The sequence below is a fragment of the Occallatibacter gabretensis genome (genome assembly GCF_001449115.1).
GTDB classification, from domain to species: Bacteria; Acidobacteriota; Terriglobia; order Terriglobales; family Acidobacteriaceae; genus Telmatobacter; species Telmatobacter gabretensis.
Window position 1 is genome coordinate 925,314 of record NZ_LAIJ01000009.1, and the last position, 25,081, is coordinate 950,394.

21 protein-coding genes are annotated in these 25,081 nt (G+C 58.3%); 7 read left to right on the forward strand and 14 right to left on the reverse strand.

Annotated elements, in window-relative coordinates:
• Positions 1 to 40: 40 nt before the first annotated feature.
• Positions 41 to 3,649: a TonB-dependent receptor gene (locus VO84_RS10115; RefSeq protein WP_082661874.1), complete on the reverse strand. Its 3,609-nt coding sequence runs from the start codon at positions 3,647 to 3,649 to the stop codon at positions 41 to 43.
• 392 nt (positions 3,650 to 4,041) lie between these two features.
• Here VO84_RS10115 and VO84_RS10120 point away from each other — a divergent pair, with 392 nt between their 5' ends.
• Positions 4,042 to 6,330: a winged helix-turn-helix domain-containing protein gene (locus tag VO84_RS10120; protein ID WP_058187514.1), complete on the forward strand. Its 2,289-nt coding sequence runs from the start codon at positions 4,042 to 4,044 to the stop codon at positions 6,328 to 6,330.
• A 3-nt stretch (positions 6,331 to 6,333) separates the two neighbouring features.
• Here the strand turns inward: VO84_RS10120 and VO84_RS10125 are convergent, their stop codons facing one another.
• From VO84_RS10125 to VO84_RS10135, 3 genes are all read right to left on the reverse strand, one after another.
• Positions 6,334 to 7,353, reverse strand: a complete 1,020-nt coding sequence (locus VO84_RS10125; protein WP_058187515.1) for an acetamidase/formamidase family protein — start codon at positions 7,351 to 7,353, stop codon at positions 6,334 to 6,336.
• A gap of 86 nt (positions 7,354 to 7,439) precedes the next feature.
• On the reverse strand, positions 7,440 to 7,856 hold the full coding sequence (locus VO84_RS10130) for a hypothetical protein (protein ID WP_058187516.1): 417 nt from the start codon (positions 7,854 to 7,856) through the stop codon (positions 7,440 to 7,442).
• A 135-nt stretch (positions 7,857 to 7,991) separates the two neighbouring features.
• Positions 7,992 to 8,474, reverse strand: a complete 483-nt coding sequence (locus VO84_RS10135) for a DinB family protein (protein ID WP_082661875.1) — start codon at positions 8,472 to 8,474, stop codon at positions 7,992 to 7,994.
• A 242-nt stretch (positions 8,475 to 8,716) separates the two neighbouring features.
• On the opposite strand from VO84_RS10135, the gene VO84_RS10140 reads away from it, so the two are divergent.
• Positions 8,717 to 9,691 carry a helix-turn-helix transcriptional regulator gene (locus VO84_RS10140; protein WP_058187518.1) on the forward strand — a complete coding sequence of 325 codons (975 nt, stop codon included), beginning with the start codon at positions 8,717 to 8,719 and terminating at the stop codon, positions 9,689 to 9,691.
• Between the two features lie 86 nt (positions 9,692 to 9,777).
• Here the strand turns inward: VO84_RS10140 and VO84_RS10145 are convergent, their stop codons facing one another.
• Positions 9,778 to 10,209, reverse strand: a complete 432-nt coding sequence (locus VO84_RS10145; RefSeq protein ID WP_058187519.1) for a DUF1772 domain-containing protein — start codon at positions 10,207 to 10,209, stop codon at positions 9,778 to 9,780.
• Positions 10,210 to 10,303: 94 nt separating this feature from the next.
• Between VO84_RS10145 and VO84_RS22145 the strand changes: the two genes are divergently transcribed.
• Positions 10,304 to 10,672: a winged helix-turn-helix transcriptional regulator gene (locus tag VO84_RS22145; protein WP_082661876.1), complete on the forward strand. Its 369-nt coding sequence runs from the start codon at positions 10,304 to 10,306 to the stop codon at positions 10,670 to 10,672.
• 11 nt (positions 10,673 to 10,683) lie between these two features.
• Here the strand turns inward: VO84_RS22145 and VO84_RS10150 are convergent, their stop codons facing one another.
• The gene (locus tag VO84_RS10150) at positions 10,684 to 11,844 is read right to left on the reverse strand and encodes an alpha/beta hydrolase (RefSeq protein WP_082661877.1); all 1,161 of its coding nucleotides are present in this window, start codon (positions 11,842 to 11,844) and stop codon (positions 10,684 to 10,686) included.
• A gap of 131 nt (positions 11,845 to 11,975) precedes the next feature.
• Here VO84_RS10150 and ggt point away from each other — a divergent pair, with 131 nt between their 5' ends.
• Positions 11,976 to 13,682, forward strand: coding sequence for a gamma-glutamyltransferase (gene ggt / locus VO84_RS10155; protein ID WP_058187520.1), 1,707 nt, complete (start codon positions 11,976 to 11,978; stop codon positions 13,680 to 13,682).
• Here the strand turns inward: ggt and VO84_RS10160 are convergent.
• The 6 genes from VO84_RS10160 to VO84_RS10185 all read right to left on the reverse strand — a co-directional run bounded on the left by VO84_RS10160 (position 13,679) and on the right by VO84_RS10185 (position 19,138).
• Entirely contained in the window at positions 13,679 to 14,554 is an 876-nt protein-coding gene (locus tag VO84_RS10160; protein ID WP_058187521.1) for a hypothetical protein, read from the reverse strand. The genes ggt and VO84_RS10160 overlap by 4 nt on opposite strands.
• 86 nt (positions 14,555 to 14,640) lie before the next feature.
• Entirely contained in the window at positions 14,641 to 15,558 is a 918-nt protein-coding gene (locus VO84_RS10165) for a ParB/RepB/Spo0J family partition protein (protein WP_058187522.1), read from the reverse strand.
• 83 nt (positions 15,559 to 15,641) lie between these two features.
• Positions 15,642 to 16,511 carry a ParA family protein gene (locus VO84_RS10170; RefSeq protein WP_058187523.1) on the reverse strand — a complete coding sequence of 290 codons (870 nt, stop codon included), beginning with the start codon at positions 16,509 to 16,511 and terminating at the stop codon, positions 15,642 to 15,644.
• Positions 16,512 to 16,870: 359 nt separating this feature from the next.
• Positions 16,871 to 17,500 carry a 16S rRNA (guanine(527)-N(7))-methyltransferase RsmG gene (gene rsmG / locus VO84_RS10175; RefSeq protein WP_058187524.1) on the reverse strand — a complete coding sequence of 210 codons (630 nt, stop codon included), beginning with the start codon at positions 17,498 to 17,500 and terminating at the stop codon, positions 16,871 to 16,873.
• Entirely contained in the window at positions 17,497 to 18,255 is a 759-nt protein-coding gene (locus tag VO84_RS10180) for a gamma-glutamyl-gamma-aminobutyrate hydrolase family protein (protein WP_058187525.1), read from the reverse strand. Before VO84_RS10180 ends, rsmG begins: the two co-directional genes overlap by 4 nt.
• Before the next feature lie 151 nt (positions 18,256 to 18,406).
• Positions 18,407 to 19,138: an SDR family NAD(P)-dependent oxidoreductase gene (locus VO84_RS10185; RefSeq protein ID WP_058187526.1), complete on the reverse strand. Its 732-nt coding sequence runs from the start codon at positions 19,136 to 19,138 to the stop codon at positions 18,407 to 18,409.
• 116 nt (positions 19,139 to 19,254) lie between these two features.
• Here VO84_RS10185 and VO84_RS10190 point away from each other — a divergent pair, with 116 nt between their 5' ends.
• Positions 19,255 to 19,644, forward strand: a complete 390-nt coding sequence (locus tag VO84_RS10190) for an ArsR family transcriptional regulator (protein WP_231737873.1) — start codon at positions 19,255 to 19,257, stop codon at positions 19,642 to 19,644.
• A 318-nt stretch (positions 19,645 to 19,962) separates the two neighbouring features.
• Here VO84_RS10190 and VO84_RS10195 read toward each other — a convergent pair whose 3' ends face one another.
• Positions 19,963 to 20,418, reverse strand: coding sequence for a DIP1984 family protein (locus VO84_RS10195; RefSeq protein ID WP_058187527.1), 456 nt, complete (start codon positions 20,416 to 20,418; stop codon positions 19,963 to 19,965).
• A 102-nt stretch (positions 20,419 to 20,520) separates the two neighbouring features.
• Positions 20,521 to 21,711 carry an RtcB family protein gene (locus VO84_RS10200; RefSeq protein WP_058187528.1) on the reverse strand — a complete coding sequence of 397 codons (1,191 nt, stop codon included), beginning with the start codon at positions 21,709 to 21,711 and terminating at the stop codon, positions 20,521 to 20,523.
• Between the two features lie 376 nt (positions 21,712 to 22,087).
• On the opposite strand from VO84_RS10200, the gene VO84_RS10205 reads away from it, so the two are divergent.
• Complete coding sequence (locus tag VO84_RS10205; RefSeq protein ID WP_058187529.1) at positions 22,088 to 22,447, forward strand: PadR family transcriptional regulator; 360 nt, start codon at positions 22,088 to 22,090, stop codon at positions 22,445 to 22,447.
• A gap of 12 nt (positions 22,448 to 22,459) precedes the next feature.
• Entirely contained in the window at positions 22,460 to 25,081 is a 2,622-nt protein-coding gene (locus VO84_RS10210; protein ID WP_058187530.1) for an ABC transporter permease, read from the forward strand.

Sequence of the window (25,081 nt, forward strand, 5' to 3'; positions counted from 1 at the left end):
ACTATGGGGCCATGCGGCGCAAGGGGGAGGCTAATCCCAATTAGAAGGTAAAGCGCAGCGCAAGCTGCATTTCGCGTTGGGAGTTTGCACGCGTGCCTTCAATCTGCCCAAAATGTCCGTTGTCCAGACCGGAGGCATTTGCGGGGCAGGTAGATGTTGTGCCGCCTGTGTACTGGCAGGCATCCAGGTTGCCGTTCGGATTGGTGAACGCGGGCGTGTTGGACAGGTTAAAGACCTCGGCGCGGAACTGGCCCGTTACGCGCTCGATGATGTGGAAGTCCTTGAATAGCGAAGCATCCATGTCACGATAGGCTGGACCTACCATGACATTGCGAGCCGTGTTGCCGGGCGCAATGAAGGTGCTTACCTGTCCATTGGGGTTGATGACCGCGGGGTGCGTGTAGAGCGAGGTGTCGAACCACGCGTGCAGGCTCTTGGTGTAATGCGCTTTTCCGCTGGCGTTGGCAAAGTTGGTCAAGCCGCCGCCCTGGAGCGACGCGCCGCCTCCGTTGCTGCCGTCGTAGAAGTAGTCGCCGGTAGTAATGGAGAAGGGCTGGCCGGTCTGGAGGGTGACGATCGTATTCAGATGCCATCCTCCGATGAACTCGTCCACTGCCCTGGGAACATTGGAAGCGAAACGCTTGCCCTTGCCGAACGGAAGCTCGCCGAGTGCGGTAAAGCTGAAGGTCTGCCGTTGATCCTGGTCGGAGTTGCCGTAGTTTTCCGCCAGGCTCACATTGGTCGTCAGTGGCTGGTTCGCCGACGGCATCACGCCCGGAGTAAAGCCGGGCAATGCATGTACGAAGAACTGGCTGCTGCCCGTGCCGAAAGCGCCTTCCGAGTTGCTCAGCGTGTGCGACCAGGTGTAAGCCGCCGTCGTCTGAATGCCCTTAATGCCGCGGCTGTTCAGAAAGACCTGCAGGCCGTTGTAGTTGGACATTCCCTGGGCAACGCCTTGATTGATTCCCTCAAAGTTAGGGAACTGGAAGGTGTTGGGATCCTGGCCGAGAACCTGCGCATTTGCTCCCACCCAGGTCATCAGGTGCTGCCCGGTGGTGCCTACATAGGCTACGGTCAACGAGGTGGTTGGCGTGAGCTGTTGCTGCACCTGCAGATCAAACTGCTGGATCATCGAGGTCGGCAGCCTCTTGGGGATCGAGATCAGGCTTACGCCTGTCGGATTGGCGCGATTGACCGTAGACCCGAAGGCCGGCAGAGGCAGCGCGCCCGTTGCGCTTGCGTTGGTTTTGTCGCACCCTGCAACGTTGGTTGTGCACTGCGGAGCCTGGCCGCTGAACATGATGCGGTTGCCGCCTAATTGCGGCAGGCTCGAATAGCCCACGGAGCCATTGAAGTCGGCGTTGTTGCTTAGCTGGTTGCCTACGCCGCCACGGTCCTGGAAGTAGTAAATGCCGTAGCCGCCGCGAACCGAGGTCTTGCCGTTGCCGAGCAGGTCATACGCAAAACCGAAGCGCGGAGCAAAGTTGCCAAAGTTCGTGTTGACCTGGCTGGCCGACGTTCCATTCGTCCCGGCCTGAACCAGTTGCGCGAAGGTCGGTGAAAAGGGATTCAGGTCGAAATCCGACTGATAATTGTGCGAAGTATACGGGAAGGTATACAGGTCATAGCGCACGCCAAGGTTCAGCGTCAACCGCGGTGTCACCTTCCAGTCGTCCTGCGCAAAATAGCCGGTCTCCCAGTTGTGGGTGTCGAAGTAGCTGCTGGCTACACCGATGCTGTAGTCGTCCACGTATCCCACCAGCATGTCAGCAACGGAGAATCCGGTCCACTGATTGCCGCTCCAGTCAAAGGAGCCCTTGGCATTGTTGCCCTGGAAGAAGTTGACGTAGCGCTTTTCAATGCTGCCGCCGAAGCGGAAGCTATGTTGCCCGTGGGTCCAGATGAGTTGATCGACGTATTGGTTATCGCCCTGCGGCACGGTGTATGCGCCGCCGTCACCCGTGTAGGCCAGCCAGCCGCCGTTGATTGCCGCGCCGCCGCCGAGCAGGGGCGAACGATTTGCATTCAGGATGCCAAGGTTCGCTGAGACGGGAATATTGTCGAACGGCGGAATGTAGCCAAAGAAGTCATAGATATGTCCGTAGTGGAACTCATTGACGAGGTTCGACGTGAAGATACGCGTGTATCCCACGGCCTCACCGCGCGGATGCACGGGATTGTAACCCGAGCCAAAGCCGGCCGGCAGATTCGGGAAGAGGCTTTCCTTGTTCTGAATATCCAGCCCATAGCTGTAGCGCCCGAAGAAGCTGTCCTTGTCCGTCGGCTTCCAGTCAATGCGCACATCGAAGTCGTTCATGTGCTGCGTTTCCTGCGGATTGATAAAGTAGTTACTGCCAATGCTGCCATTGGCGTTGTTCTGTGCCGGGAAGGCGTTCAAATAATTCTGCGCCACCTGGCTCATGCGGCCGCTGGGAATGATGTTGCCGGGGAACGGTGCGCAGGTGACAGGATCATAAATGGTGCCCATCACAGTGGACGGCATTGTGGTGCAGCCCGTCACTGGCCCGTACGGAACACTGGGGGCTACTGTGCTAAACCCGCCTTTCTGCGTGCTGTCGGTGATCAGCTCGGAAAAATCACCCGTGCGCATCAGCGGCGTCGGTACAGACTGAAAGGTTTCACCCTCGGGGGTGACCAGGCGTAGTGCCTGGTAGCCGCCGAACAGGAACAGCTTGTGATGCAGGAAAGGCAATGGACCGCCGAGCGTGCCGCCGAACTGCTGGCGGCGATATGGGGGCGCGGGGTTCTGGGTGTTGCCAAAGGCGTAATTCGGATTGGCGTCAAAGATCTGGTCTCGATCGAAGAAGAACAGCGATCCGTGATATTGATTCGTGCCCGACTTGATAGACGACTGGATAATGGCGCCGCCGGCCTTGCCGAACTCCGCCGGAGCCACGGCCGTGGTTACGCGAAACTCATCCGTCTCCTCCACCGGCGGGAAAAAGATAATGGTATTGACCAGCGCGTCGTTGTTGTCCAGGCCGTCCAGCTCGAAGTTGTTCGCCTGCGCGCGCAGGCCGTTTACCGAAAGAGCCGCGCCGCCGTTGTCGCCGTAACGCCATGTTTCAGCGTTACCGCCTTGGCCGGAGGCCGCACTGCCATAGCCGCCGCGAGTCACGCCTGGCGTCAGCAAGGCGAGTTGTGTAAAGTTGCGGCTGTTCAACGGCAAGTCAATCACCTGCTTCGGCTCAATCACTGCCCCGATGGAGGACGTCGAAAGATCGACAATCGGAGCTGCGTCGGTGACTTGAACAGTGGTGGCGGTGGATCCGGGCTTCAGCCGGAAATTCACATTCTGCACCTGCGAGACGTTGAGCATGAAGCTCTGCGTGGCGCTCTCAAAGTTGGCTACCTTCGCCGTGACGGAGTAATTGCCACGGAGTATGGCTTCAAAATGGAAGCTGCCTGTGTCATCCGAGATGACTGTCTGCGTAGATCCATTGTCAGTGCTCACCAGGCCGATCGTCGCGCCCGGGATCGCCGCGCCTGTCTCATCCGCAACGGTACCTCGAACGCTAGCCAGGTCCGACTGCGCCAGGAGCGACTGCGCTCCGGCGAGGAGCATGAGCAGCATGGACACAAGGCCAGCAAGCTGCACCACTCTTTTCGTATGTTTCGTACTACTCATTGCGCATTACCTCCAAAGACACTCGCTGCACGAGCTGTGCTTCACCCGAACTCTTCGAGTTTCGTTGGTGACGATGCGGCGACAGGCATGTTCTGCGCAATCCTTTCCAATTCGTTTTACGTTCATTTCTTGTTCTACGCTTAAACGTCTCTTTATCAGACGGATGCGATGAGTCATCCACGGTCATGCCAGGCGGTTGAAGTGTTACATTTATGGATGGGTGAGCAAAACCAGAAGGTGGGTTCTGTTCCGTGTCGCCCGAGGCTGCCGCTTCCTGAGGGTCACATTCCCTGTGGCGACGAGCCCTGCCGCCGGGAATCTTGTGGTTGCTTCAACTTAAGTGTTGGGGCATCGCGGTACAGTATCTGTGGTTTTGCTGTGGGAGTTTTACCATGCGAAGCGGTAAAGCGGCTTCGAGACTCGCCTTCGGTTTGTATGAGGTAGACCTCAGCACAGGTGAGCTGTGGAGAGCCGGTCGCCGGATCAAGCTGCAGAGCCAGCCATTTAAAGTGCTGACCTTGCTGCTGGAGCATGCCGGCGAGATTGTGACCCGGGAAGAGCTACAGTTTCGGCTCTGGGGCAACGACACCATCGTCGATTTCGATCACTCGCTGGCGACGGCCATCAATAAGATACGCGAGGCGCTGCGGGACTCGGCTGACAACCCGCGCTTTGTGGAAACGCTGGCGAGACGTGGATACCGATTTATTGCGCCGGTAAATCCGGTGACGGATGAGCATTCCGGGACCATAGTGGAGACGCCGGAGATGGATTCGGCGGCGGATCATGCAACGGCTTCCGGCAGTGGGGCTGCCGTGATGGAAGCCCCAGCGATTCCGGCAGTGGTAGCCGTACATGAGGGGCCGGTGGCTGTGACGGTCGTAGTGCCGGCTCCTGGTTCGGCGATACCGGTGGCAATTCCGGCGGTAAAGCCGCGCGAAACTCCAATCGCGGTGAGGGTGGCGGCGCTGGCGCTGGTTGTGGGTGCGGTGGGAGTGCTGGCAGGATACTTCTTCGGCGTTCGTGCGCCGGGGAATGCGCCTGTGCGCATCAGTCCGCTTACGCAGAATGGGCACCTGGCAGTGGGTTCGGCCATTACAGAAAACTTTACGGCAAGCGTAACGGACGGTTATCGGATCTTTGTCCAGACGCTGGAGGGCGGCAAGTCGACGATTGCGACGGTGCCGATCTCGGGCGGCACGCCGGTGAATCTCAGCATACCGAATGAGGTGACAGCGCCGACGCTGGGAGATATTTCTCCGGATGGGTCGCAGCTATTGTTGCGGAATCATTTGTCGCCAGAGTCGGAACAGCCGTTGTGGGTGGTCCCGGTGGACGGGGGCTCTGCACTGCGGGTGGGCGCCGTGCTGGCGCATGACGCGACGTGGATGCCAAGCAGTGCCGGAACGGACGGGCATGGGATTTTGTATGCCGCGGGGAACGACCTTTACCGGATGCAGGGGACTTCAAGCCAGCCGGAACATTACGCCTCCGTGCCAGGGCGGGCATTCTGGCTGAGGTGGAATCCGGCGGGCAAGCTGCTGCGCTTTACGGTGCTGGACCCAATTGCGCATACGCAGACGCTGTGGCAGCTTTCGGCGGGAGACCGAACGCCGAAGCCAGTTCTGACGGGATTCAGCGAGCCGGCGTCAGAATGCTGTGGTGTGTGGACTGCCGATGGGCGTGCGTATGTCTTCCAATCCGGGCGCGGCGGCAATACAGATTTGTGGCGGCTGAGCGGCAACAGCGCGACGAACCCGGCACGGCTGACATACGGACCGCTGCAGTTTCAGTCAGTGGTGGCTTCGCGTACGGGCGAGACGATCTATTTTCTTGGCGTGGATACGCGTTTCGAGGTGTACCGAGTAACTGCTGACGGCGCACTGGCTGCCGAGCGCGGATTTCTGGGAGCTGCGGATAGGGTGGCGTGGTCGCGCGATAAGCAATGGGTGGCGTGGACGGACAGCGCGGGCAGGCTGTGGCGCGCCGCGGCGGATGGCACGCAGAAGATTCAGCTGACGCCGGATGCCTTTAACGTATTTATGGCTCGGTGGTCGCCGGATGGCCAGCGGCTGGCAATTATGGCGAAACAGCCGGGCAAGGCATGGCAGATTTATCTGGTGGCGGCGAGCGGCGGGGATGTGCAGCCGGTGCTGAAGGAGCTGCGCAATGCGGCGGATCCATCGTGGTCGGCGGATGGGCAGTCGCTGGTGTATGGGCGCGTGAATGATGCGCTGGGCAAAGAGAGCAGCGAGCGGACGTTGGACATTGTGAATCTGAAGACGGGGAAGATTGAAGTGATTCCCGGCTCGGATGGGTTGTTCAGTCCGCGCTGGTCCCCGGATGGGCGCTATATTGCGGCGCTGACGCTGGATCAGCGGCAGGTGCGACTTTATGATGTGGCGGCGAAGACGTGGAAGACGCTGCCGGGAGATTCAGGAGCGGATCCGGCCTGGTCTTCAGACAGCCGATATCTATACGTCCATAGATCGCTTGACCCCTCGCAGCCGATCGATCGCATTGCGATTCCTGGCGGACAGATGCAGGAGCTGATCAAGCTGGCGGGCTCGTCTGAGGGCGATGCGGTGGATTACGTCTTCGTCGGTCTGACGCAGGACGATATGCCGCTGATTCGCGCGCGCACGTATACGGGAAATATGTACTCGATGCAGCTCAAGTAGCCGTTATTTTTGCTTGGTGAAGATGCTCTTCGGGAGCATGGCATGCACCCCGACGTTGCCATCGACGAGCTGCGTAATGTCGAGATCGACGGCGACGGATGAGAGCATGTATGCGTCGTCACGGCTCATGTGCTTCTCTGTGACGAGAAAGTCGATCATCTCGCGCAAGGCGTGCTCGGTGGCTTCCTTGAGATCAGGGCTGAAGCCCATGGTGATGTAGTGAGTGGGTGTTTCCGCGCGTGGCCAGAGAAGCGGTTGCTGCTTGTGAACAACGAATTTGAAGGTGCCGGTGAGGAAGGTCTCCATGGCGGTGATGTCGACCTCGCCGTTTCCCTGGCCTGCGTGACCGTCGCCGGCGATGAAAAGCGCGCCCTTGGCGGCTACGGGGATGAAGAGCGTGGTGCCGGCGACTAATTCCTTGTTATCCATGTTGCCGGCGTGAGCAAAAGGCGGCGCTGAGTCCACACGGCCCTGGCCGGGCGCTACGCCCATGCTGCCGAAGAAGGGGTGCAGCGGGATTTCGATTCCGGGTGCGAAGTGGGCAAGCATCTTTTCGCGATCGAGCGGGATGATGCGGGTGCGGCTGTAGGGGAACTCCATGGGCAGGAAGCCGCGATGCAGGCCAAAGCTGTTGCAGGCGAAGGGCGCGTCGATGTCGATTTTGAGGATCTGGACTTCGAGGACGTCGCCTGGCTCGGCTTCTTCGATTGCGACGGGGCCGGTTAAGATGTGGCCGCCGGGGCCTTTGTCTTTTTCGGGATAGTTCTTGTAGACCTCGTCGTTGTAGACGGGAATGTCTTCGCGCTTGACGCCGCGCGCGATGAGGCGATCGGTCGGGCCGCAGGTGGAGAGCGTCTGCATCTTTACCGTGTCGCCGGAGTGGACGGTGATGGCAGGTTTGGCGTCGGCGGCGTAGTGGCCCCACTCCACCGTGGTGGATGTGGCGAGGACGGTGTGGTCCTGTGCTGACAAAAAGCAAGCACTGCTAGCGAGAATGCTGAGAGACACGATGAGCTTGCGCATGAGGGCCTCACGAAAAAAGCGGGATGGATTGATTTAATCCGGTTTGAGGCGATTCGTCCAGCAGATGGGTGCAGGGATTTGATTTGCTAGCGCCAGCGGTCGCCGCGCTTCATGAGGAATTCGCGGAAGACATAGCCCCATGGGATGAGCGGCACAAAGATCACCACCATCGCTACGGAAAAGATGTCGGCTGCGATTGCGTCTGTGATCTGATGCGCTCTCCAAAGCGGTAGTGCAAAGAAGATGAGGTAGATAGTCTTCCAGATCAGCTCGAAGAGAAGCAATGGAATCATCTTGACCGGGTAGCGAAGGCCGAGCACGGCGGTCAGGCCAAGGCCTGCGAGAAGGCTGAACTGTATGCCTCGTGACGCAGCGAATTCCGGTGTGTGCTGAATCACGCTGGGCCAGAAAGTCAGGCCAATTCCGACGGCGAGGATCAGGTAAGAGATCCGCAGCGTGTACAAGCGCCAGAGAGCTACAGTTCCGGTTTCACCCTGAGACATTGGCGCCTCCGCGTTGCGATAACTATAAGCTACGTGGAATTAGGCGCGTCGTTGAAATTCGTTCCTGGAAATAATAAGCGGCTGCCGACGCTTACTATTTGGCGTCAGGCAGCCGCTATTCGTTGTGCATTTGAGTTACCGCTCCCAGAAGTGCGGCGGCTCGATGCCGAGAGCGCGCAGGTAGACGTAACCCTGACCGCGATGGTGGATCTCGTTGTCGATTGCGTACTGGATGGTTTTGATGCCTGAACCCTCCCACTGACCGAAGGCCTTGTCCGTCTCGCTGAAGCGATGCGGGGGAATTTTGGAGAATTTTTCGTTGAGCTGAGTGGTCTGCTGATCCCAGAGACTGAGTAATTCTTCCTTGGTCGCGGGCTTTTTTGCCTTGTCGAACTCTACCCATTTGCCGGTGGCGACGCCGTCGACGACGGGCACGGCCATGCCGATGAACTCCCAGGCCAGCTCCGAAAAAGGCCGCATGCCGCCGACGGAGAAGGTAAAGAGCTGGTTTTCCGGAAATGCCTCGATGACCTTGCGTGTTAGTCCCCGGTGCCCTTGCCAGTGCTTGAGGAGCTCCTCTGCCGTGATTACGCTGACTTCAGTTGCCGTTGCTGTCATTTCCATTTCTCCTTGTGTATTGCCGCATTCGGGTACAACAAGGAGAGTACGCGCCATTCCCGACAGGTTATGTCGTAAATTGAAGAAAGAATTGAATTCGGTTCTGATCTGCGGAAGCAGTAGCTTGAGGCGAAGAGCATACCTCAGGGCCTGAAGGCCCAAACCTTTTCGCTGGACTTATTGCCGGGGATAAATACCCCGGCCTACCTTTTCTGCTTCAGCGCAGAAAGGCCGGAGTGCCTATGTATGACCCGGTTATGCGCGTGCTTACGGTGCTGGAGATTCTGCAGGCGCGCGACTCTGTGAGTGGGGCCGAGCTGGCTGAGCGGCTCGAGGTGGATCTGCGCACGGTGCAACGGTACATTGTGCGGCTGAAGGATTTGAAGATTCCTGTGGAGGCGTCGCGTGGTGTGGGTGGGGCTTACCGGTTGAAGCCGGGGTATCGGCTGCCTCCGCTGCTGCTGACCAATGAGGAGGCTTTTGCGCTGTCGCTGGGGCTGCGGGCGCTGCGGCAGATTGGGCTTTCGGCCTTTGCGCCGGCTACGGAGAGCGCACTGGAAAAGCTGCGGCGTGTGCTGCCGGATGCGCTGCTCGAGAGCGTGCGCACAGTGGAGGATGTGGTGGCGATTGAGCCGGGGCCGTGGGTGGTTTCGACCTCTGTGGAGAGCCTGATCCGCGCTGCTACGGCCATTCGTACCAGTAAAAGAATCCGCTTCGGCTATGAGGCCATTGATGGTGCGGCAACGCGAAGGCAGATTGAACCGTATGCGCTGATGCATACGGATGGGCGCTGGTACCTGATTGGCTATTGCCTGACACGCAAGGCGATGCGGACATTCCGGCTGGATCGCGTGGCGGACCTTGCGGTGGGTACGGTGGGATTTCGCAGGCCGCCGGGTTTTGACGCGCGCAAGTATCTTGAGGAGCGGATGCCGTTTATTCAGTCGGACTATCAGATCGATGTGTGGATTGATATGCCGATTGAGATGGCGGAGCGCAGTTTTGGGCCGATTCGCGTATCGATGGAGACACAGGATGGCGGCACGCGGCTGCGATGCGGGCGCGACCGACTAGAGATGTTTGCGGCGATGCTGCTGAGCATGGGACGACGCGTTGTGGTGCATAGCCCGCCGGATCTGCGCGAGACATTTCGCGAGCTGGCACGGCGGGCTATGGCTGCTGCAGACGCTCCGTTCGCGGCTGCCGAAATGGAATAGCCCTTTGATAAATATTCGAGCGCTTCCGGCTGGGCCTGTTGCTCAACAGAAGGGCTTTTCCGGTACTGATCTGGATCGAGCATCCCTCAGCGGACTACTACGTATGTGAGCAGGACAGCTGCGGTGGCGAGAGCGGCTATGCGCACTCGATGTCTCCGGTCCCAAATCCGATGTATCCGCTGCCAATCAGCAGCTCCTTCGGCCACGCGAATGGCGAGTGGAACCAGGACGAAGATCGATGCCACCGAAATAAGAATCCAGATCGCATCTGCTGTAAGCAGGATTGCGCGCCCAGGCGTGTGCCAACAGAGCCAGGTCTGGATACCGAGAAGCAGGGTGGAGAGCGAGTACCAGACCGGCATCACCTTTCCAAGCACGAGAGCAGAACGGCTTAGCATCTTCAATTGCGATTCGGGTTCGAGCCGCGACGCCGCAGGGTTCATGAATGCAGATACAGAAAACTCGACGCCTACAAGGGTAAGAACAACGAAGAGGGTCGCCATGTTGAACAAGTGCATAAAGGGGCTCCTATTGACTCTTCGCTAAAGACGCTTTCGAATGGAGCACTGATGCAAAAAGCAGCACTGACAAAGTTGTCAGTTGGAGCAATCTATGGGCGTCTCAAAGAAAGAGATCTCACCATGCCCCATCGATGTGACGCTAAGCGTCATCGACGGGCGATGGAAGGGCACAATCCTCTGGCGACTGTTGGACGGACCGATGAGGACGAACGAATTGCGTAAGAGTATTCCTGAAATTACAGAGCGGATGCTCCTCCGTCATCTGCGGGAGATGACAGGAGCCGGGATTCTGGAACGTCATCAGGAGCAAGGTTTGCCCCTGCGAGTGCGGTACTCGCTAACGCCGCACGGACGGACGCTGGTCCCCGTATTAGATGTTCTCTGTTCGTGGGGCAGAGAACATCTGAAACGAGATCCCTCTACTGAGGCTGAGGAATCAAGCGGCGGACCATCTCATTAGTCGGCTCATGTTTACTTTTTCGGGTAGCCCTGCCAGAGATATTCAAGTGCTTCTGCCAGAGTCTGCTTTTTTGTTGCGTAGTCGACGTGGCCCGCGTTGGGCGCGAAGAGGAACTGATAGTGATAGCCCTTGGCCGCAAGAACTTGCGCCATCTTTTCATTGGCCAGGACCCAGTCGTGCATGTTGTCACGCATGACGTTGGGATTGTAGAGATCGCGGTCGCCGACTTCCATCCAGATGCGAATGGGCTTGCGCGGGGATGACGGAATCATGTGCTCGTGGAACTCCCATGCGCCGTGTGGCGTGTCGGGGTTGCTGGGCCATTGCTGGTTGATCCATGTGCCGGAGTAGGCAAGGACGCGATGATAGAGCTCCGGGTGATACCAGGCCATGATGAGCGAGACGGCTCCGCCGGAGCTGCCGCCCGTGGCGGCGCGGCCTTCGGGATCGCGGGTGAGCTTGACGTTGTAGCGCGACTCGACTTGAGGGAGTACTTCCTGCTCGACGAACTCCGCGTAACGACCTGACATGGTGTCGTATTCGAGGCCGCGCTCGCTGCCCTGTGCGTCGCCGGTGCCGTTGGAGATGGAGATGGCGACCATGGCGGGGACGCGATGCTCGGCGATGAGTGAGTCGAGCGTGGTGAAGAGCAGCATGTCCGGCCCGTCCGCGCCTACGATGAAAGGCGCGGCAGTGCCCGGTTGATACTGCTTTGGGACGTACACGGTGACTTTGCGTGTGTAGGGAGCGGGATGGCTGGTGGTGACGATCAGCTTTGCGGGATCGTTGGGATCTGCGGTGCCGAGCGGGCCTGGATCGCGCTTGATGCCGGGATAAAACTTGCTGTCGGCGGAGTTGAGAGTGAACTCGAAGATATCTCCGTGAGGAATGTCAGGATTGGTAAGCGCTTCAGGCGCGGGTGTGTGCGTGGGACCGAGGATGAAGTTGCCATCTTTGTCGGCGGGCGGGACTGTACCGTCGGGTAGCTCCGTCGCGGTCACGTAGCCGGGCGTGTGAGGATCGCGCGTGGGCGGTGGCGAGTACTTTTGTGAGGCAGGCGCTGGTTGATTGGGTGTGGGCTGCTGCACGGGTGGAACGGCTGGAGCTTGCGAGTATGCCAGCGAGCAGGCGACGGACAGAATCACTGCAGCGGAAATGCGATAGAGATGCATAGATTGCGTTTTGAGCCTCGACGCGCAGTATAGATCAGATCGGGCTGAAAAGAATCCGCCAATGATAGAGTTGTAGTCTCGTTGCAAGCCCACAAATTTCCGCGGACATTCCCTGCCGGAGTCGCGCACGCATGATTGCACTCAAATTCTCTGCCGTTTTGCTCGTTGGACTGGCCACACTCAGCCTATCTGCGGGCAGCCTGTGCGGCCAGGACCGCTCTTACGGACGCTCCGTTGTGAGCACTCAGTATGGCCTTGTGGCCACGAGCCAGGTGTCGGCTTCGCAGGCCGGCGCGCGCATTCTTGAGAAGGGCGGCTCGGCGATCGATGCGGCGATTGCGGCCAATGCTGTTCTGAACGTTACCGAGCCAACCTCGAACGGCCTAGGCGGCGACCTCTTTGCCATTTACTGGGAGGCGAAGACGGGAAAGGTTTATGGAATCAATGCCAGTGGCTGGGCGCCAAAGACGCTGACCATCGAGCATCTGCGCGAGAAGGGCGTGATGGCGATGCCGCAGTACGGGATCGACTCCGTGACGGTGCCGGGCGTGGTGGATGGATGGGCCAAACTGCACACGCGGTGGGGAAAGCTGCCGTGGCGCGAGCTCTTTCAGCCGGCCATTGTGTATGCCGATCAGGGATTTCCTGTGGCAGAGATTATTCATGACTGGTGGAACGGGGATCGCGAAGAGCTGCTCAAGAATGCAGAAAGCACGCGCGTCTTTCTGCCCGGCGGCAAGACGCCGGAGACGGGTGAGGTCTTTCGCAATCCCGATGTGGCGCATGCGCTGAGGCTTGTGGCGGAGCAGGGCGAAGGGACGTTTTACAAGGGTGAGATTGCGCAGGCCATTTTGAAGACGTCACAGGCGCTGGGCGGCACGATGACGGCAGAGGATCTTGCTTCGTATTCCGCGGAGTGGGTAGAGCCGGTCTCAACGCAGTATCGCGATTGGACCGTGTACGAGCTGCCGCCCAACGGAGACGGTATTGCGGCGCTGGAAATGCTGAACATCATGGAGCAGTTCAAGCCCGACCCGGCGGGCCCGCACAGCTCCGGCGAGCTGCATACGCGCATTGAGGCGATGAAGCTGGCTTATGCCGACGTGAAGACTTATGTCGGCGATCCGCGCTTCAGCAAAATTCCCGTCGAGCAGCTTCTCTCGAAGGCCTATGCCGCGAAACGGGCTTCGTTGATCGATCCTGCGAAGGCCAACTGCACCGTGGCTCCCGGCGCGCTGGGTACCAGCGACACTACGTACTTCACCGTTGCCGACCGCGAAGGCAATATCGTTTCCGTCATTCAGAGCAATTACAACAATTTCGGCTCGAACGTGACCGTGCTCGGCATGGGATTTGCGCTGCAGGACAGGGGAGGGCTGTTTTCGCTCGATCCCGCATCGCCCAACGCGCTGGCGGGACGGAAACGCCCGTTTCACACGATCATTCCGGCCTTCATGCAGCACGGCGATCAGCATATCGGGTTTGGCATCATGGGTGGCCTGAATCAGCCGCTCGCGCATGCGCAGTTCGTCTCGAATGTGGTTGATTATCACATGAACGTTCAGGCCGCTATGGAAGAGCCCCGATTTACCGACCGCCAGCAGCTGGGCTGCAGAATCGTGATCGAGTCGCGCGTGACACAGGCTACTCTAGATGCGCTGACCCGCATGGGCCACGTGCTACAGGTACATCCTGATTACACATCGCAGATGGGCCGTGGGCAGGCCATTCTTCATGACAGCAAAACTGGCGTCAACTCCGGCGCATCCGACCCGCGTGCGGACGGCGCGGCGATTCCGGAGCAGCCGGATTTCTCCGGTAAATCTATTCGACATTAGGCTTGCAGGCTTGTTTCCGTTCGATTTGCGCCGAAGCCTGCGAGCATGACTGTGGCTGCGAAGAGAAGCGTGTCGCCTACGTAGTTGAGCCCTTCAACTGGATTGGTGGAGAGTTGAGCAACACAGATCGGGCCGTAAAAAGCGATTACGAGAAGCACGAGAATGGAGCCTGCGCTCGCGGCTGCGATGCGAACAGTGCTGCGGATGAAGAGGCCGATGCCGGCGAGAATGAGCACGACGCCGATGAAGCAGGTGATTGCTGCTGAGGCGGGAATCCAGCTGGGCGTGATCTTTTCGAGCGGAACTCCGGGCACGTTGTGCAGGAAGAAGAAGTGCTCGATTCCGTAAAAGATCATGACGAGCGCGACGATGGTGCGGCCGATGGGAGTGAGCGTTCGACACATGGGTGCGCTGCAAGGCGTGAGGCTCCCGGCGAGGACCATTGCTCCGCCGGCGAAGCATAGCTCGCGTACAGTGAGCGTCCAGAAGATGCGGTCGTGGAATTGAGCGGCGAGATTCGGCAGATCGACCACGGCAACAATGATGAGGAAGAAGATTGCCAGCAAGGTGGCCGACAGGCGCACACAGCGCCAGAGGATGAAGCTGATGGCTGCGGCTAAGAGGGCCACGCCGAAGAAGTAAGTCCAGAAGAGCGCGCCTGGGATCCACTTGGGCACGGCACCCATGAGATCGTGCGCGTCGAAGAGATGCTCCATGGCAAAGATGGCGAGCGGTACGGCTTCAAATACCGGCGCGAGTGCGAAGATTTTGTCGATGCCGGAGGCTGACTGGAAGCGTGGCCAGGCGAGGATGAGTCCTGCGACGAGCACGACTGCACCAGCGATGATCATTGCCCAGACTTCGAGAGTCATTGCTGTCTCCTGCGATTACAGACTCGCGCTGCCGCTGAATGTCAGCCATTTTACACAGACTTGAGCGGCGCGGGCCTTGAGGAGTCCTACTTTGCCAGCTTTTCGAGGAGCGCGTCGAAGTCTTCCAGCTTGGCGTACTCGATGATTACGCGGCCGCGGCCTTTTTTGTCTTCGATGGAGACTTTGAGGCCGAGGGCTCGCTGAAGCTGGTCGGCGACTTCGCGGACGTTGGGATCGACAGGAGGCTCGGGCTTTTCTTCTTTCGTTTTGGCCTTTTCAGGGTTCAGGATTTGTTGAATCATGTTTTCTGTTTGGCGAACAGAAAGCGAAAGTTGAATCGCACGCTGAGCTGCTTTCTCTATTTCGCCGGTGCCCTGCAGGCCGAGCAGCGCCCGTGCGTGGCCGAAGCTGAGGATTCCACCTTCTACCTGCTGCTGAACCACGGAGGGGAGCTTGAGGAGGCGCAGGTAGTTCGAGATGGAGGCGCGATCTTTGCCTGTGCGGACGGAGATCTGCTCATGCGTCATGTTGAACTCGCGAGAGAGCCGTTCAAAGCCGCGGGCCTGCTCGATGGGATTGAGGTCTGCGCGCTGGAGATTTTCGACGATGGTGATTTCCATCGCCTGCTCATCTGAGACCTGGCGCAGGATAGCGGGAATGGTTTTCTTCTCGACAAGCTTGGAGGCACGCCAGCGACGCTCGCCGGCAATGAGCTGGAAGCGGCCATCGGCGCGGGGCCGCACGAGGATGGGCTGCACGACGCCATTGGCTTTGATGGATTCAGCGAGCTCCGCAAGGCTGCCTTCGTCAAAGATCTTTCGCGTCTGGTAGGGATTGGGATCGATCAGTTCGACAGGGATCTCACGCGGCTTGCCGGTTTCAGCTTCAGGGCCTGCGATGTTAGAGGGCGTGGCAGCAGTTTGTACGCGGGGAAGGAGCGAGTCGAGCCCTTTGCCGAGTGCGCGGCGCTTTGGGTCATGTGCTGGGGTTGTGGTCGTGGTCATAAATCAACATCCTTGGAGCCCGGCTGTTTTACCGGGGAAACAATGAACTTTCTGGGTAAAACGACAGGCGGAAATCCGGCTGCCTAAGAGTATGGCCAGAAACGGACTGCTGGTTTGCGCGATTCGCGTTCTGCGGAAGCGGCAATGGCCAGTTTCTCCTCGGAGCGCTGCTTGGCGCGCGGGCTTTCGATGCCGTTTCGCGCCATGTACTCGCCGGCTAGCTCGAAGTATGCCTCAGTACCGCGTGAACGCGGATCGTAGAGCGCGACGGGTTTGCCGTGGCTGGGAGCTTCTGCGAGGCGAATATTGCGCGGAATCACCGTCTTGAAGAGCTGCTCTTTGAAATGCTGGCGGAGGGTCTGCGTGACTTGCTGGGCCAGGTTGGTGCGGTCGTCATACATGGTGAGCAGGACGCCTTCGATTTTGGCGTCAGGATTGTAGGCCTGGCGGACGCGCTCAAGAGTGGAAATCAGCTCAGAGATGCCTTCAAGGGCAAAATATTCGGCCTGCATGGTGACGATAAGCGAGTTTGCAGCGGCAAGGACGTTGAGGGTAAGCAAATCGAGCGCCGGTGGGCAGTCGAGCAGGATCATGTCGTATTGATCCTTAATCGGCTCGAGGGCCTTGCGAAGGCGGAGTGCGCGGTCTTCTGCCGGGGCCAGCTCGATATTGGCGCCGGTCAGGTTCTTGGAGCCTGGCAGCAGGAAGAGAGTTTCAATTTCTGTGGGTAGAATTACCTGCTCGGCGGGCGCAAGGCCCATGAGGACGTCATAAATGGAGTGGCGGTCGTCGTCACGCGGGATACCGACGCCGGAAGAGGCGTTTGCCTGGGGGTCGCAATCGACCAAGAGCACCTTAAGGCCCTCAAGAGCGAGGCAGGCTGAGAGATTAATGGCAGTTGTGGTTTTGCCCACACCCCCTTTTTGATTGACGAGTCCGACGATCCTTCCCATGGCATTTAAGACTATCGTTCGCAGGCGGCTCGGAACAGGCAGTTGACCTGTGGAGAATTCAGCAAAGCTGTGGAAAGCACTATTTTCGAGAGAATCTGGCAGTGGGTAACTATTACTGATCCAAGGGATTGCGAACAGAAGGACGATCTGACGGAAGGACGGTTACAAAGCAGTGAACGGTGGAAAACTTGCCCAAGATGGTGACCAAATTAGGAGGATCTCGAGGCGGGCTTTTAATGTACGTTGTTCCGTTTCGCTCCAATGTTCCACGTGGAACGTTTGAGGAGTGATTCAGCTCTATAAAGAATGTTCCACGTGGAACATGGAGACATAGGGCTCTTTAACCATGATTTCTGAAATCACGACTTCTTACCAAGAAGCAGAACGCGGTCATCTCCACCGGGAAGTGGCTCCGGAGCGGACCATGTGAATTCGTTGCCAGCCGCCATCTGAAGGCAAGCCTGCGTGTTGGAGGTGGCTAGCAGGACCAGCCAGCCTTCGGGGCGCACGAGCGCCGTGGCGGCTTCGATCGCAGTCTCCATCTTGTCAACGGCGCGGAGAGTCACAAGATCGAAGGTTTTACCGAGCTTCTCTGCACGGTCAGAATAAACCTGGGTGGAAAGTCCGAGGGTGCGGATTGCTTCGCGGAGGAATGCGGTCTTTTTTCCCTGGGACTCGGCGAGTGTGACGTGAACCTCTGGTTTGCAAAGCGCGATGGGTATGCCCGGAAAGCCTGCGCCTGAACCGAAATCGAGCAGAGTGCCGGAATCAATGGGAAGTGCCTGGGCGGCGGCTATGCACTCCGCGAAGTGATGGCGCAGCATGCTGTCCTCATCCCGGATCGCGGTGAGGTTGGTGCGGGCGTTCCAACGCTGCAGCAGGACGGAGTAATCCTCGAAGCGCGATGCGGTCTCGGAATCAAGAGGCTGGTGGCCGGATTCCGCGAGAATAGCGTTGAGTTTAACTTCAAAACCAGAGGGAGTGGTCATTGGGCCATCGCCACTGATTCGTGAATTGCGCGGGGCTTCCATCCCTCGGCGGTGTGGACGAAGGCGGAGAAGAGTGCGCGAGAAAGAGCGCTGGTGGTGTAGGTGCGTTCGGGATGCCACTGGATGCCCATAACCCAGTGATCGGGTGATTCGAGCTCCACGGCCTCAATAACTTCATCTATTGGAGAGATGGCGGTGACCCGAAGGTTGTTGCCTGGAGCGAGTAAAGCCTGATGGTGGCTGGAGTTGACTTGATCTTCCGCGGCTCCGCCGGCCAGGCTAGAGATAAGCGAGCCAGAGGTGATGCGGATGGGATGAGCCTCAAGAATGGTGCGCTCGGGAGCATGGTTGATCTGTGTTTTGCCGGCGGTAGACAGATCCTGAATGAGCGTGCCGTTGAGCCAGACGTTGAGGCTTTGGATGCCGTAACAGATGGCGAGAATGGGCTTGTGGAGATTAAAGGCATCTTGCAAAAGCAACTCTTCGACGGCTTCACGAGCCGGGTCGGCGGGGTTGCAGACGGGGATCTTTTCGGCGCCATACTTCTGCGGATCGACATCGAACTTGCTCCCCGGTAGTAGAACTCCCTGAACTGTGGCAAGAATGCGGGCCACATCCGCAGGCTTGTCATCGAGCGAGATGAGGATGGGGGTGGCTCCAACAGATTGGAGAGCCTGAAGATACGGCGGCAGGGCACGCGTGTTGTAATCCGTGTCGATCGAGGTGGGTACGGGAATGCCGATTCGGACGCTCATAAACAGATTAGTGTACGACGAGGCTGACCGGATGGCTAGATTCGTAATATATATTGTTTATTTTCAACAACATGCAAAATAAAAATGCCCGTCAGGAGCCCACCCTTCACGCAAGACGGGCGAAGGATGGGACCATTGCGACTCCTGAGGGTTAGATCTGTGCGGTGCCCCCGTCGACAAAAAGCTCCACACCATTCACAAAGCTTGAATCGCTTGATGCCAGGAATAAGGCCGCGGTCGCGATCTCTTCGGGGCGACCCATTTCGCCGCGTGGAATCATGGATTTGAACTGCTCCTTCGCCTCGCTACCGAAGGGATCGAGGGCGGGTGTGTCGATGGTGCCTGGGCTGAGGACATTGACCCGGATTCTGCGATCCTTAAGCTCCGTGAGCCAAGTACGGGCAAAGGAGCGCAGCGCGGCCTTGCTGGCACCGTAGACGCCCAAGGTGGCAAAGCCCTTGATTCCGGCGATGGATCCGTTCATGATGATGGCGCCGTTATCTTGAAAGAGCGGCAGCGCTTTCTGCACGGTGAACAGAGTGCCGCGCACATTCAGCCCAAAGGTCTTGTCGAAGTGCTCTTCGGTTACCTCCGCAAGCGTGATGAACTCCCCGAAGCCCGCGCTGGCAAAGAGGATATCGATCTTGCCTTTTTCCTTGCGGACCGTCTCGTACAGTCGATCCAGATCGGCCAGACTGGCGGCGTCTCCCTGCACGCCGGTGACGTTTTTCCCAATCAACTGAACGGCTTCATCGAGCTTGTCCTTGCGGCGGCCGGTGATGAACACGTATGCGCCTTCCTCCACAAAGAGCTTTGCAGTTGCGAGCGCCATACCTGAAGTAGCCGCGGTGATGACGGCAACTTTTCCTTCGAGCTTACCCATAAAATTCCTCCTGCGGGAGTAGATGGAAGCCGTGTCGCACAAGATTCATTAGTTCAGTATTAATGAACTATTGAATCATTCCGCATGAGTGACTACTCTCAATGGATATGCGGCCGATGGTTCATCCCTCGATGGAAGACGTCACGCTGGAGGGCATTCTCTATGCGCTCTCGGATTCGGTGCGGGTGGCAATCTTTGTCGACATTGCGGGTCAGGAGTGCCCGCAGAACTGCTCGACCTTTCTGACGGTCAGGGACAAAGCTATCCCGAAGTCCACGCTCTCGCAGCACTTCAGGATTCTTCGCGAGAGCGGGTTGATCCGAAGCGAACGGCATGGCGTGGAGATGCACAACATCCCGCGATGCGAAGAGATTGATAAGCGATTTCCCGGCCTGCTGCGGACGATTGTAGATGCGTACCTGATGGAGTCTGGTACAGGCAAAGTCGTAAAGAAAAGTGCGGCAAAGAAATTGGCGCGTAAGCCCGGTGGAAAGGTTGCGCAGTGAGTTCCATACAACAAGGCCAGGCTTGGTTGACACCCTACCCTTCACGCGGAGTGTGCGTGAAGGGTGAGGCACCTAGTGTTGTGATGGTTTTGGCACTTACCTTCTGATCTGAGAGTCCCCGAACCCACCCTCATCTCCTGCTGCCCAGCACATGGTTGTACGCGATCATCAATGCACGATACGGTTGTAACCGTACTGAGCCTGCGTTGTACTGCGCGGGGGTCGAACCCGTCGACCCTGGCTCTTCAGGGTCACCCAAGTGCCGGCTTGGCCCCCGGCAGGGCTTGTGCTCACTGCAACAGAAAACTACCAACTGCCTCAGATCAACTCCGTCTGCCAGTTTAGCTCCTGAAGGCGCGTATCCAGTTCGCGATAACGCTTCGAGAGCCGATCCACTTCTGTCTGGAGCTCGGACACTGAAATGGATGCGACGAACTTCACCTCCGACTTGGTGTAGCGATCCTGGCGTGTGCTTGCTGCTTCGGCGATTGCGGAGAGAAAGTCGCGGCGCTTGGCCGTGATGTCGCGCTCCGCGATAGCATCCGAGATGGTCAGGCTCGCGTTAAATGCCGTACGAGCATTGGTTCGATTGATGGCGCTGATGAGCTCATTCAACCGCACGAAGATTCGTTCGGATTCCTCTAGCAGCTCGGCAACATCTTCCGCAGGCTTGTCGCCCTCCTGCACGCGAGCCGAGCGGATCACACGCTTCTTGAGCTCTTCGATTCGGGTCTGGCAATCACTGCGTGCTGCCAGTGCTTCGGCTAACCTCATGGTTCTTTCCTTTCCGGCCTGTCAGTGTAACAAGGCCACGTTTGCCGGTACAGACCCTTCACGCGGAGTGCGCGTGAAAGATGGGCACCCATGATGAATGATTCAATCCTTGTAGGGATCGAACTCGTTTGCGCCTGCCATGGCTACGCCGACCGGGGTGAGGCGGTGCAGGATGCGAACGGTGTCGTCGACAGCCTCAAGCACTTCATCGAGACGCTTGTAGCAGTCGGGCGATTCGTCGAGTCCTGCGCCGCGTAGCCCAATCCCTGCGCGCTCGATCCAGCCGCGCATCATCTCCGGCGTGACGCGACCCGCGCGCTTGACGGCGCCCGTCTTGCGATCGATGACGCCTGCGGCCTCGCGGCGGCCCATGGCTCGGCCCGCACCGTGGACTGTGGAGTAGAGCGAGTAACGCGCGTGCTCGTTCTCCACACCTTCAAGGATCACGGACTGCTCGCCCATGGTTCCACCGACAAATCCGCGCTGACCGGGAAAGGCCGGCGTGGCTCCCTTGCGCACGACCCAGAGCATCTCTCCGCCGTGCTCTTCGCGCCATGCGTAGTTGTGGTGGTTATGCACCTCTTCCACAATAGGCGCGCCGAGAATGGCGGCAACGCGTGAGCAAACCCAGTCGCGGCCAGCGTAGGCGTAGTCGCCCGCAAGACGCATGGCTTCAAGGTAGTCAGCACCAAGATCACTGGCGGTAGAGAGCACGCAAGGCTCCACGTCCATGCCGTCTGACGCACCTGCCGCCTCAAGAAACCAGGTCGCGGTCTTGTGGCCGAGTCCGCGCGAGCCGAAGTGCACGCCGATCCATACGCGATCCTCTTCATCCACAAAAAGGTCGACATAGTGATTACCGCTGCCGACGGTTCCGAGCTGGTTGCGCGCCATCTGCTTAAGCGGCGAGATGGCCTTCAGCTTCCACGCCGCATCGTCAAAGAGCACGTGCGCGCGAATCTCCTCGTTGCCCGCTTCGTTGTTCTTGCGGCCTACGCCGAAGCTGATGATGTTCCACACATCGTCCATGATGCGAGCGATGTTGGCGCGCAGCTCGGAGCCAGGCATGTCGAGGCGCACGGCCTTATTGCCGCAGCCGATGTCATAACCAACGCCGGTAGGGCTGATGGCATCCCGGTAGGCGACTATGCCGCCGATGGGAACACCGTAGCCAACGTGGTTGTCCGGCATGAGGGCGACCTTGTCCGCAGTGCGAGCGCAGACGCGAATCTGGTTCAGAGTGCGCTCATCGGCAGAGCCGAAGACAGGAATCTGGTTGTCAAAAATCTCCATTCGTACCATTGGATTGCTCGTTTCAATTTGCTGTTGACTGTTGGTGTGGACCTGATCCAGAGGTCATGGAGATTTCTGTTGTGCAGAAACAAAAAACCCTGACCGCGTGGCCAGGGGCTTCGAGAGAGCTGATGGCAAATGGAGCGCTAGATATTGCTCCTCTCGAATCCTGACCCTGAGACGTGATTCCGCGATAACGCTAGCCGCAGGCTACCGGCGTCATGTCTGGGTTCGAGTTGGATTCGATACGGCACGAGTGACAGAATGCCCGAAGTTGAGAAAAACTGCAAGCGAAAAATTGATTCCAAATACAAAAAATGCATGAACCTGTCTGGGGGTAGACAATCTACAGGCGTGGGAGTAGATTGTCTACATCATGGTAAAAACGGAGAAATATCAAAACCGGATTGAGCTGCTGCAAGGGACATTGGACATGCTGATCCTGGAGGCGCTGCGCTGGGGGTCGATGCATGGATACGGCATTGCACAGGGGATTCGCTTTAAGTCGGACGAGGTGCTGCAGGTCGAGACGGGCTCGCTGTATCCCGCGCTGCACCGGCTGGAGCGGCAGGGCTGGGTCAAGTCCAAGTGGGGAGTGACCGAGAGCAATCAGCGCGCGAAGTTTTACGAGATAACAAAAAAAGGCAAAGAGCAGCTGGTTGCCGAACAGGAGCGCTGGCAGCGCATGGTGCAGGCCATTGGTGCGGTGATGGGCGCGGCTCGCACGGCAGAGTAACGGGAGGCGCGTATGCGATTTTGGGCCAGGTGGGAGCGAAAGAAGAACGATCTGCGCGCAGAGCTGGAAGCTCATTTGAGGATTGCCACGGAAGAACGCATAGCACGCGGCGAATCGCCGGAAGAGGCGCGAACCGCAGCGGTGCGAGAGATGGGCAACTCCGCACTGGTAGCGGATGTGACGCGCTCCACATGGGGCTGGCAGTGGCTTGAACATGCTCTGCAGGATATTCGCTATGCGGTGCGCGGATTCGGACGCAATCCAACCTTCTCCTTCACCGTCGTGCTCACGCTGATGCTCGGAATTGGAGCAACGACAGCGGTCTTCAGTGTGGTGGATAGAATTCTTTTTCGCAATCTTCCCTATTCCGATTCCGGCCGCCTGGTCTCAGTGGGTTTGACTGCTCCGATCGAAACGCAGGAGTTCGCGCTTGGCGGTTTCTACTATGAGTGGCAGGACAATCAAAAACCGTTCGTGAGCCTCACTTCGGAGATAGCCACAGAGCCGTGTGATCTGACCGAGGTCAATCCCGTGAGGCTGGATTGCGCGCATGTCGAAGCGAATTTTCTGCCCACTCTGGGCGTAGCTCCGATTGCGGGCCGTAACTTTCTTCCAGATGAAGATAGACCGAATGGTCCGAAAGCGGCACTGATTTCATATGCACTGTGGGAAAAGCGATTTCAGCTTGATCGCAGCGCCGTCGGCAGAGTGATTCGCATTGATGGACATCCGATCCAGATTGTGGGCGTGCTGCCGAAGGATTTCGAGATGCCGCGGCTGCAGGCGGCAGATATTCTTTTGCCGCAGGCTTTGGACGTGGCCGCGGAGCGCAGGCAGTCTCCGGAACATGTCATGTGGGCGTTCGCGAGACTGAAACCCGGCGTAAGCATTGAGCAGGCTACGGCGGAGCTCCAGCCCTTGTTTGAATATTCTCTTCGGCTTGCACCGGCGCCATTTCGTAAGGAGGTTCATCTCCGAGTGCGGTCGCTGCGTGATCGCCAGTTTCACGACGTCCATCGAGCCGCATGGATGCTGCTCGGCCTGGTGGCCGCTGTTTTGCTGATTGCCTGTGCGAATGTTGCCAGTCTGCTCATGGCGCGTGGGGCAAGCCGTGAAAAAGAACAGGCCGTACGAGCCGCCCTGGGCGCCAGCCGCCTGCGGTTGACCCGCCAGGCGCTGACAGAATCATTCATCCTTTCGCTGGCCGGAGGAATCGCCGGTTGCCTCTTTGCCGCAGTATTGATGCGCTTGTTCGTTTCACTGGCTCCCGAGGGACTTCCCTCTTTGAGCGAAGCGCGGATCGATTTGCGAATCTTCGGATTCACGCTTGCTGTGTCTCTGGCCTGTGCAGTTTTCTTCGGCCTTATATCCGCCACACGAAGAACTGGGCTCGAATCTTTGACGCAGCGCACGCGATTGAGCTCAAGCCGCGCCCTGCTGAGACAGTGTCTGGTGACCGCGCAGATTGCCATGAGCCTGGTACTACTGGCGGGTGGCGCGTTGCTTGTGCGCAGCTTCTGGAATCTGCAAACGCAAAACCTCGGCATGAATGCAGAGAACATTGTGACGGCTGCAATCTCACTCGGGCAGACATCGTATCCAACCGCCGAGAGCCAGATGGCGTTCTTTCAACAGTTGCAGCACAACCTGCGCTACGGTCCTGGAATTGCCATGCTGGCCATGAGCGACTCTTTGCCGCCGGGTGGCGATCATCGCGACCAGATCTTCGCTCCTATCCACGTTGAGGGCAAGCCGCAAATCACATCGGGAACCGGTGGAACCGTTGCCTGGCGATGGGTTACATCTGACTATTTCAGCGCACTGCAGATTCCAATTGTGCAAGGGAGCGGTTTTGCAGAAGAGGAGCTGTCGTCGAGCGGGAACTTCGTCGTACTCAGCAAGTCGCTCGCCAATCGCATCTTCCCCGGACAGGACCCCGTCGGGCAGCAGTTGCATCTCCATTCCGGCGCGCCTGACTCAGAGAATCCCTTGTGCACTGTTGTTGGTGTTGCTGCGGACGTAAAAAATGGAGGACTTGCCGGAGGCGAGGAGCCGGAATATTACCGGCTGCGACGCAACCATCCTGAAGATTGGGATCACAGTGCGGTTGTCATTTTGAAGACCAACCTGCCTGCGAGCGTAAGCGAACAATGGATACGGTCTCAGGTTGCATCTCTCGATCCGACACTGCCGGTGGATGTGAACACTCTGCATGAGGAGGTTGGAAAGATGGCGGATCAGCCGCGATTCGAGATGATGCTGGTTGGATTCTTCGCGTGTACGGGTATCGTCCTCGCGATGGTCGGCCTTTATGGCGTGGTCTCGTATCTCGTAGTGCAGCGCACGGCGGAGATCGGCCTGCGCATGGCTGTTGGCGCTTCACGGGCTGATATTTTGAGGCTTGTGCTTCGCGGCGCGCTCAGCATGATTGTTCCTGGAATTCTGGCAGGAATCGCTTTTGCTTTTGTCATGACACGCATGCTGTCGAGTCTTTTGTTCAACACGGGCACGCATGATCCGGCTGTGTTCTGCGGCGTAACTGTTCTGCTGGCACTGGTCACTTTGCTGGCAACTTTTATCCCAGCCAGGTCTGCGATGTATGTCAATCCAACTGTGGCGTTGCGGTCGGAGTAA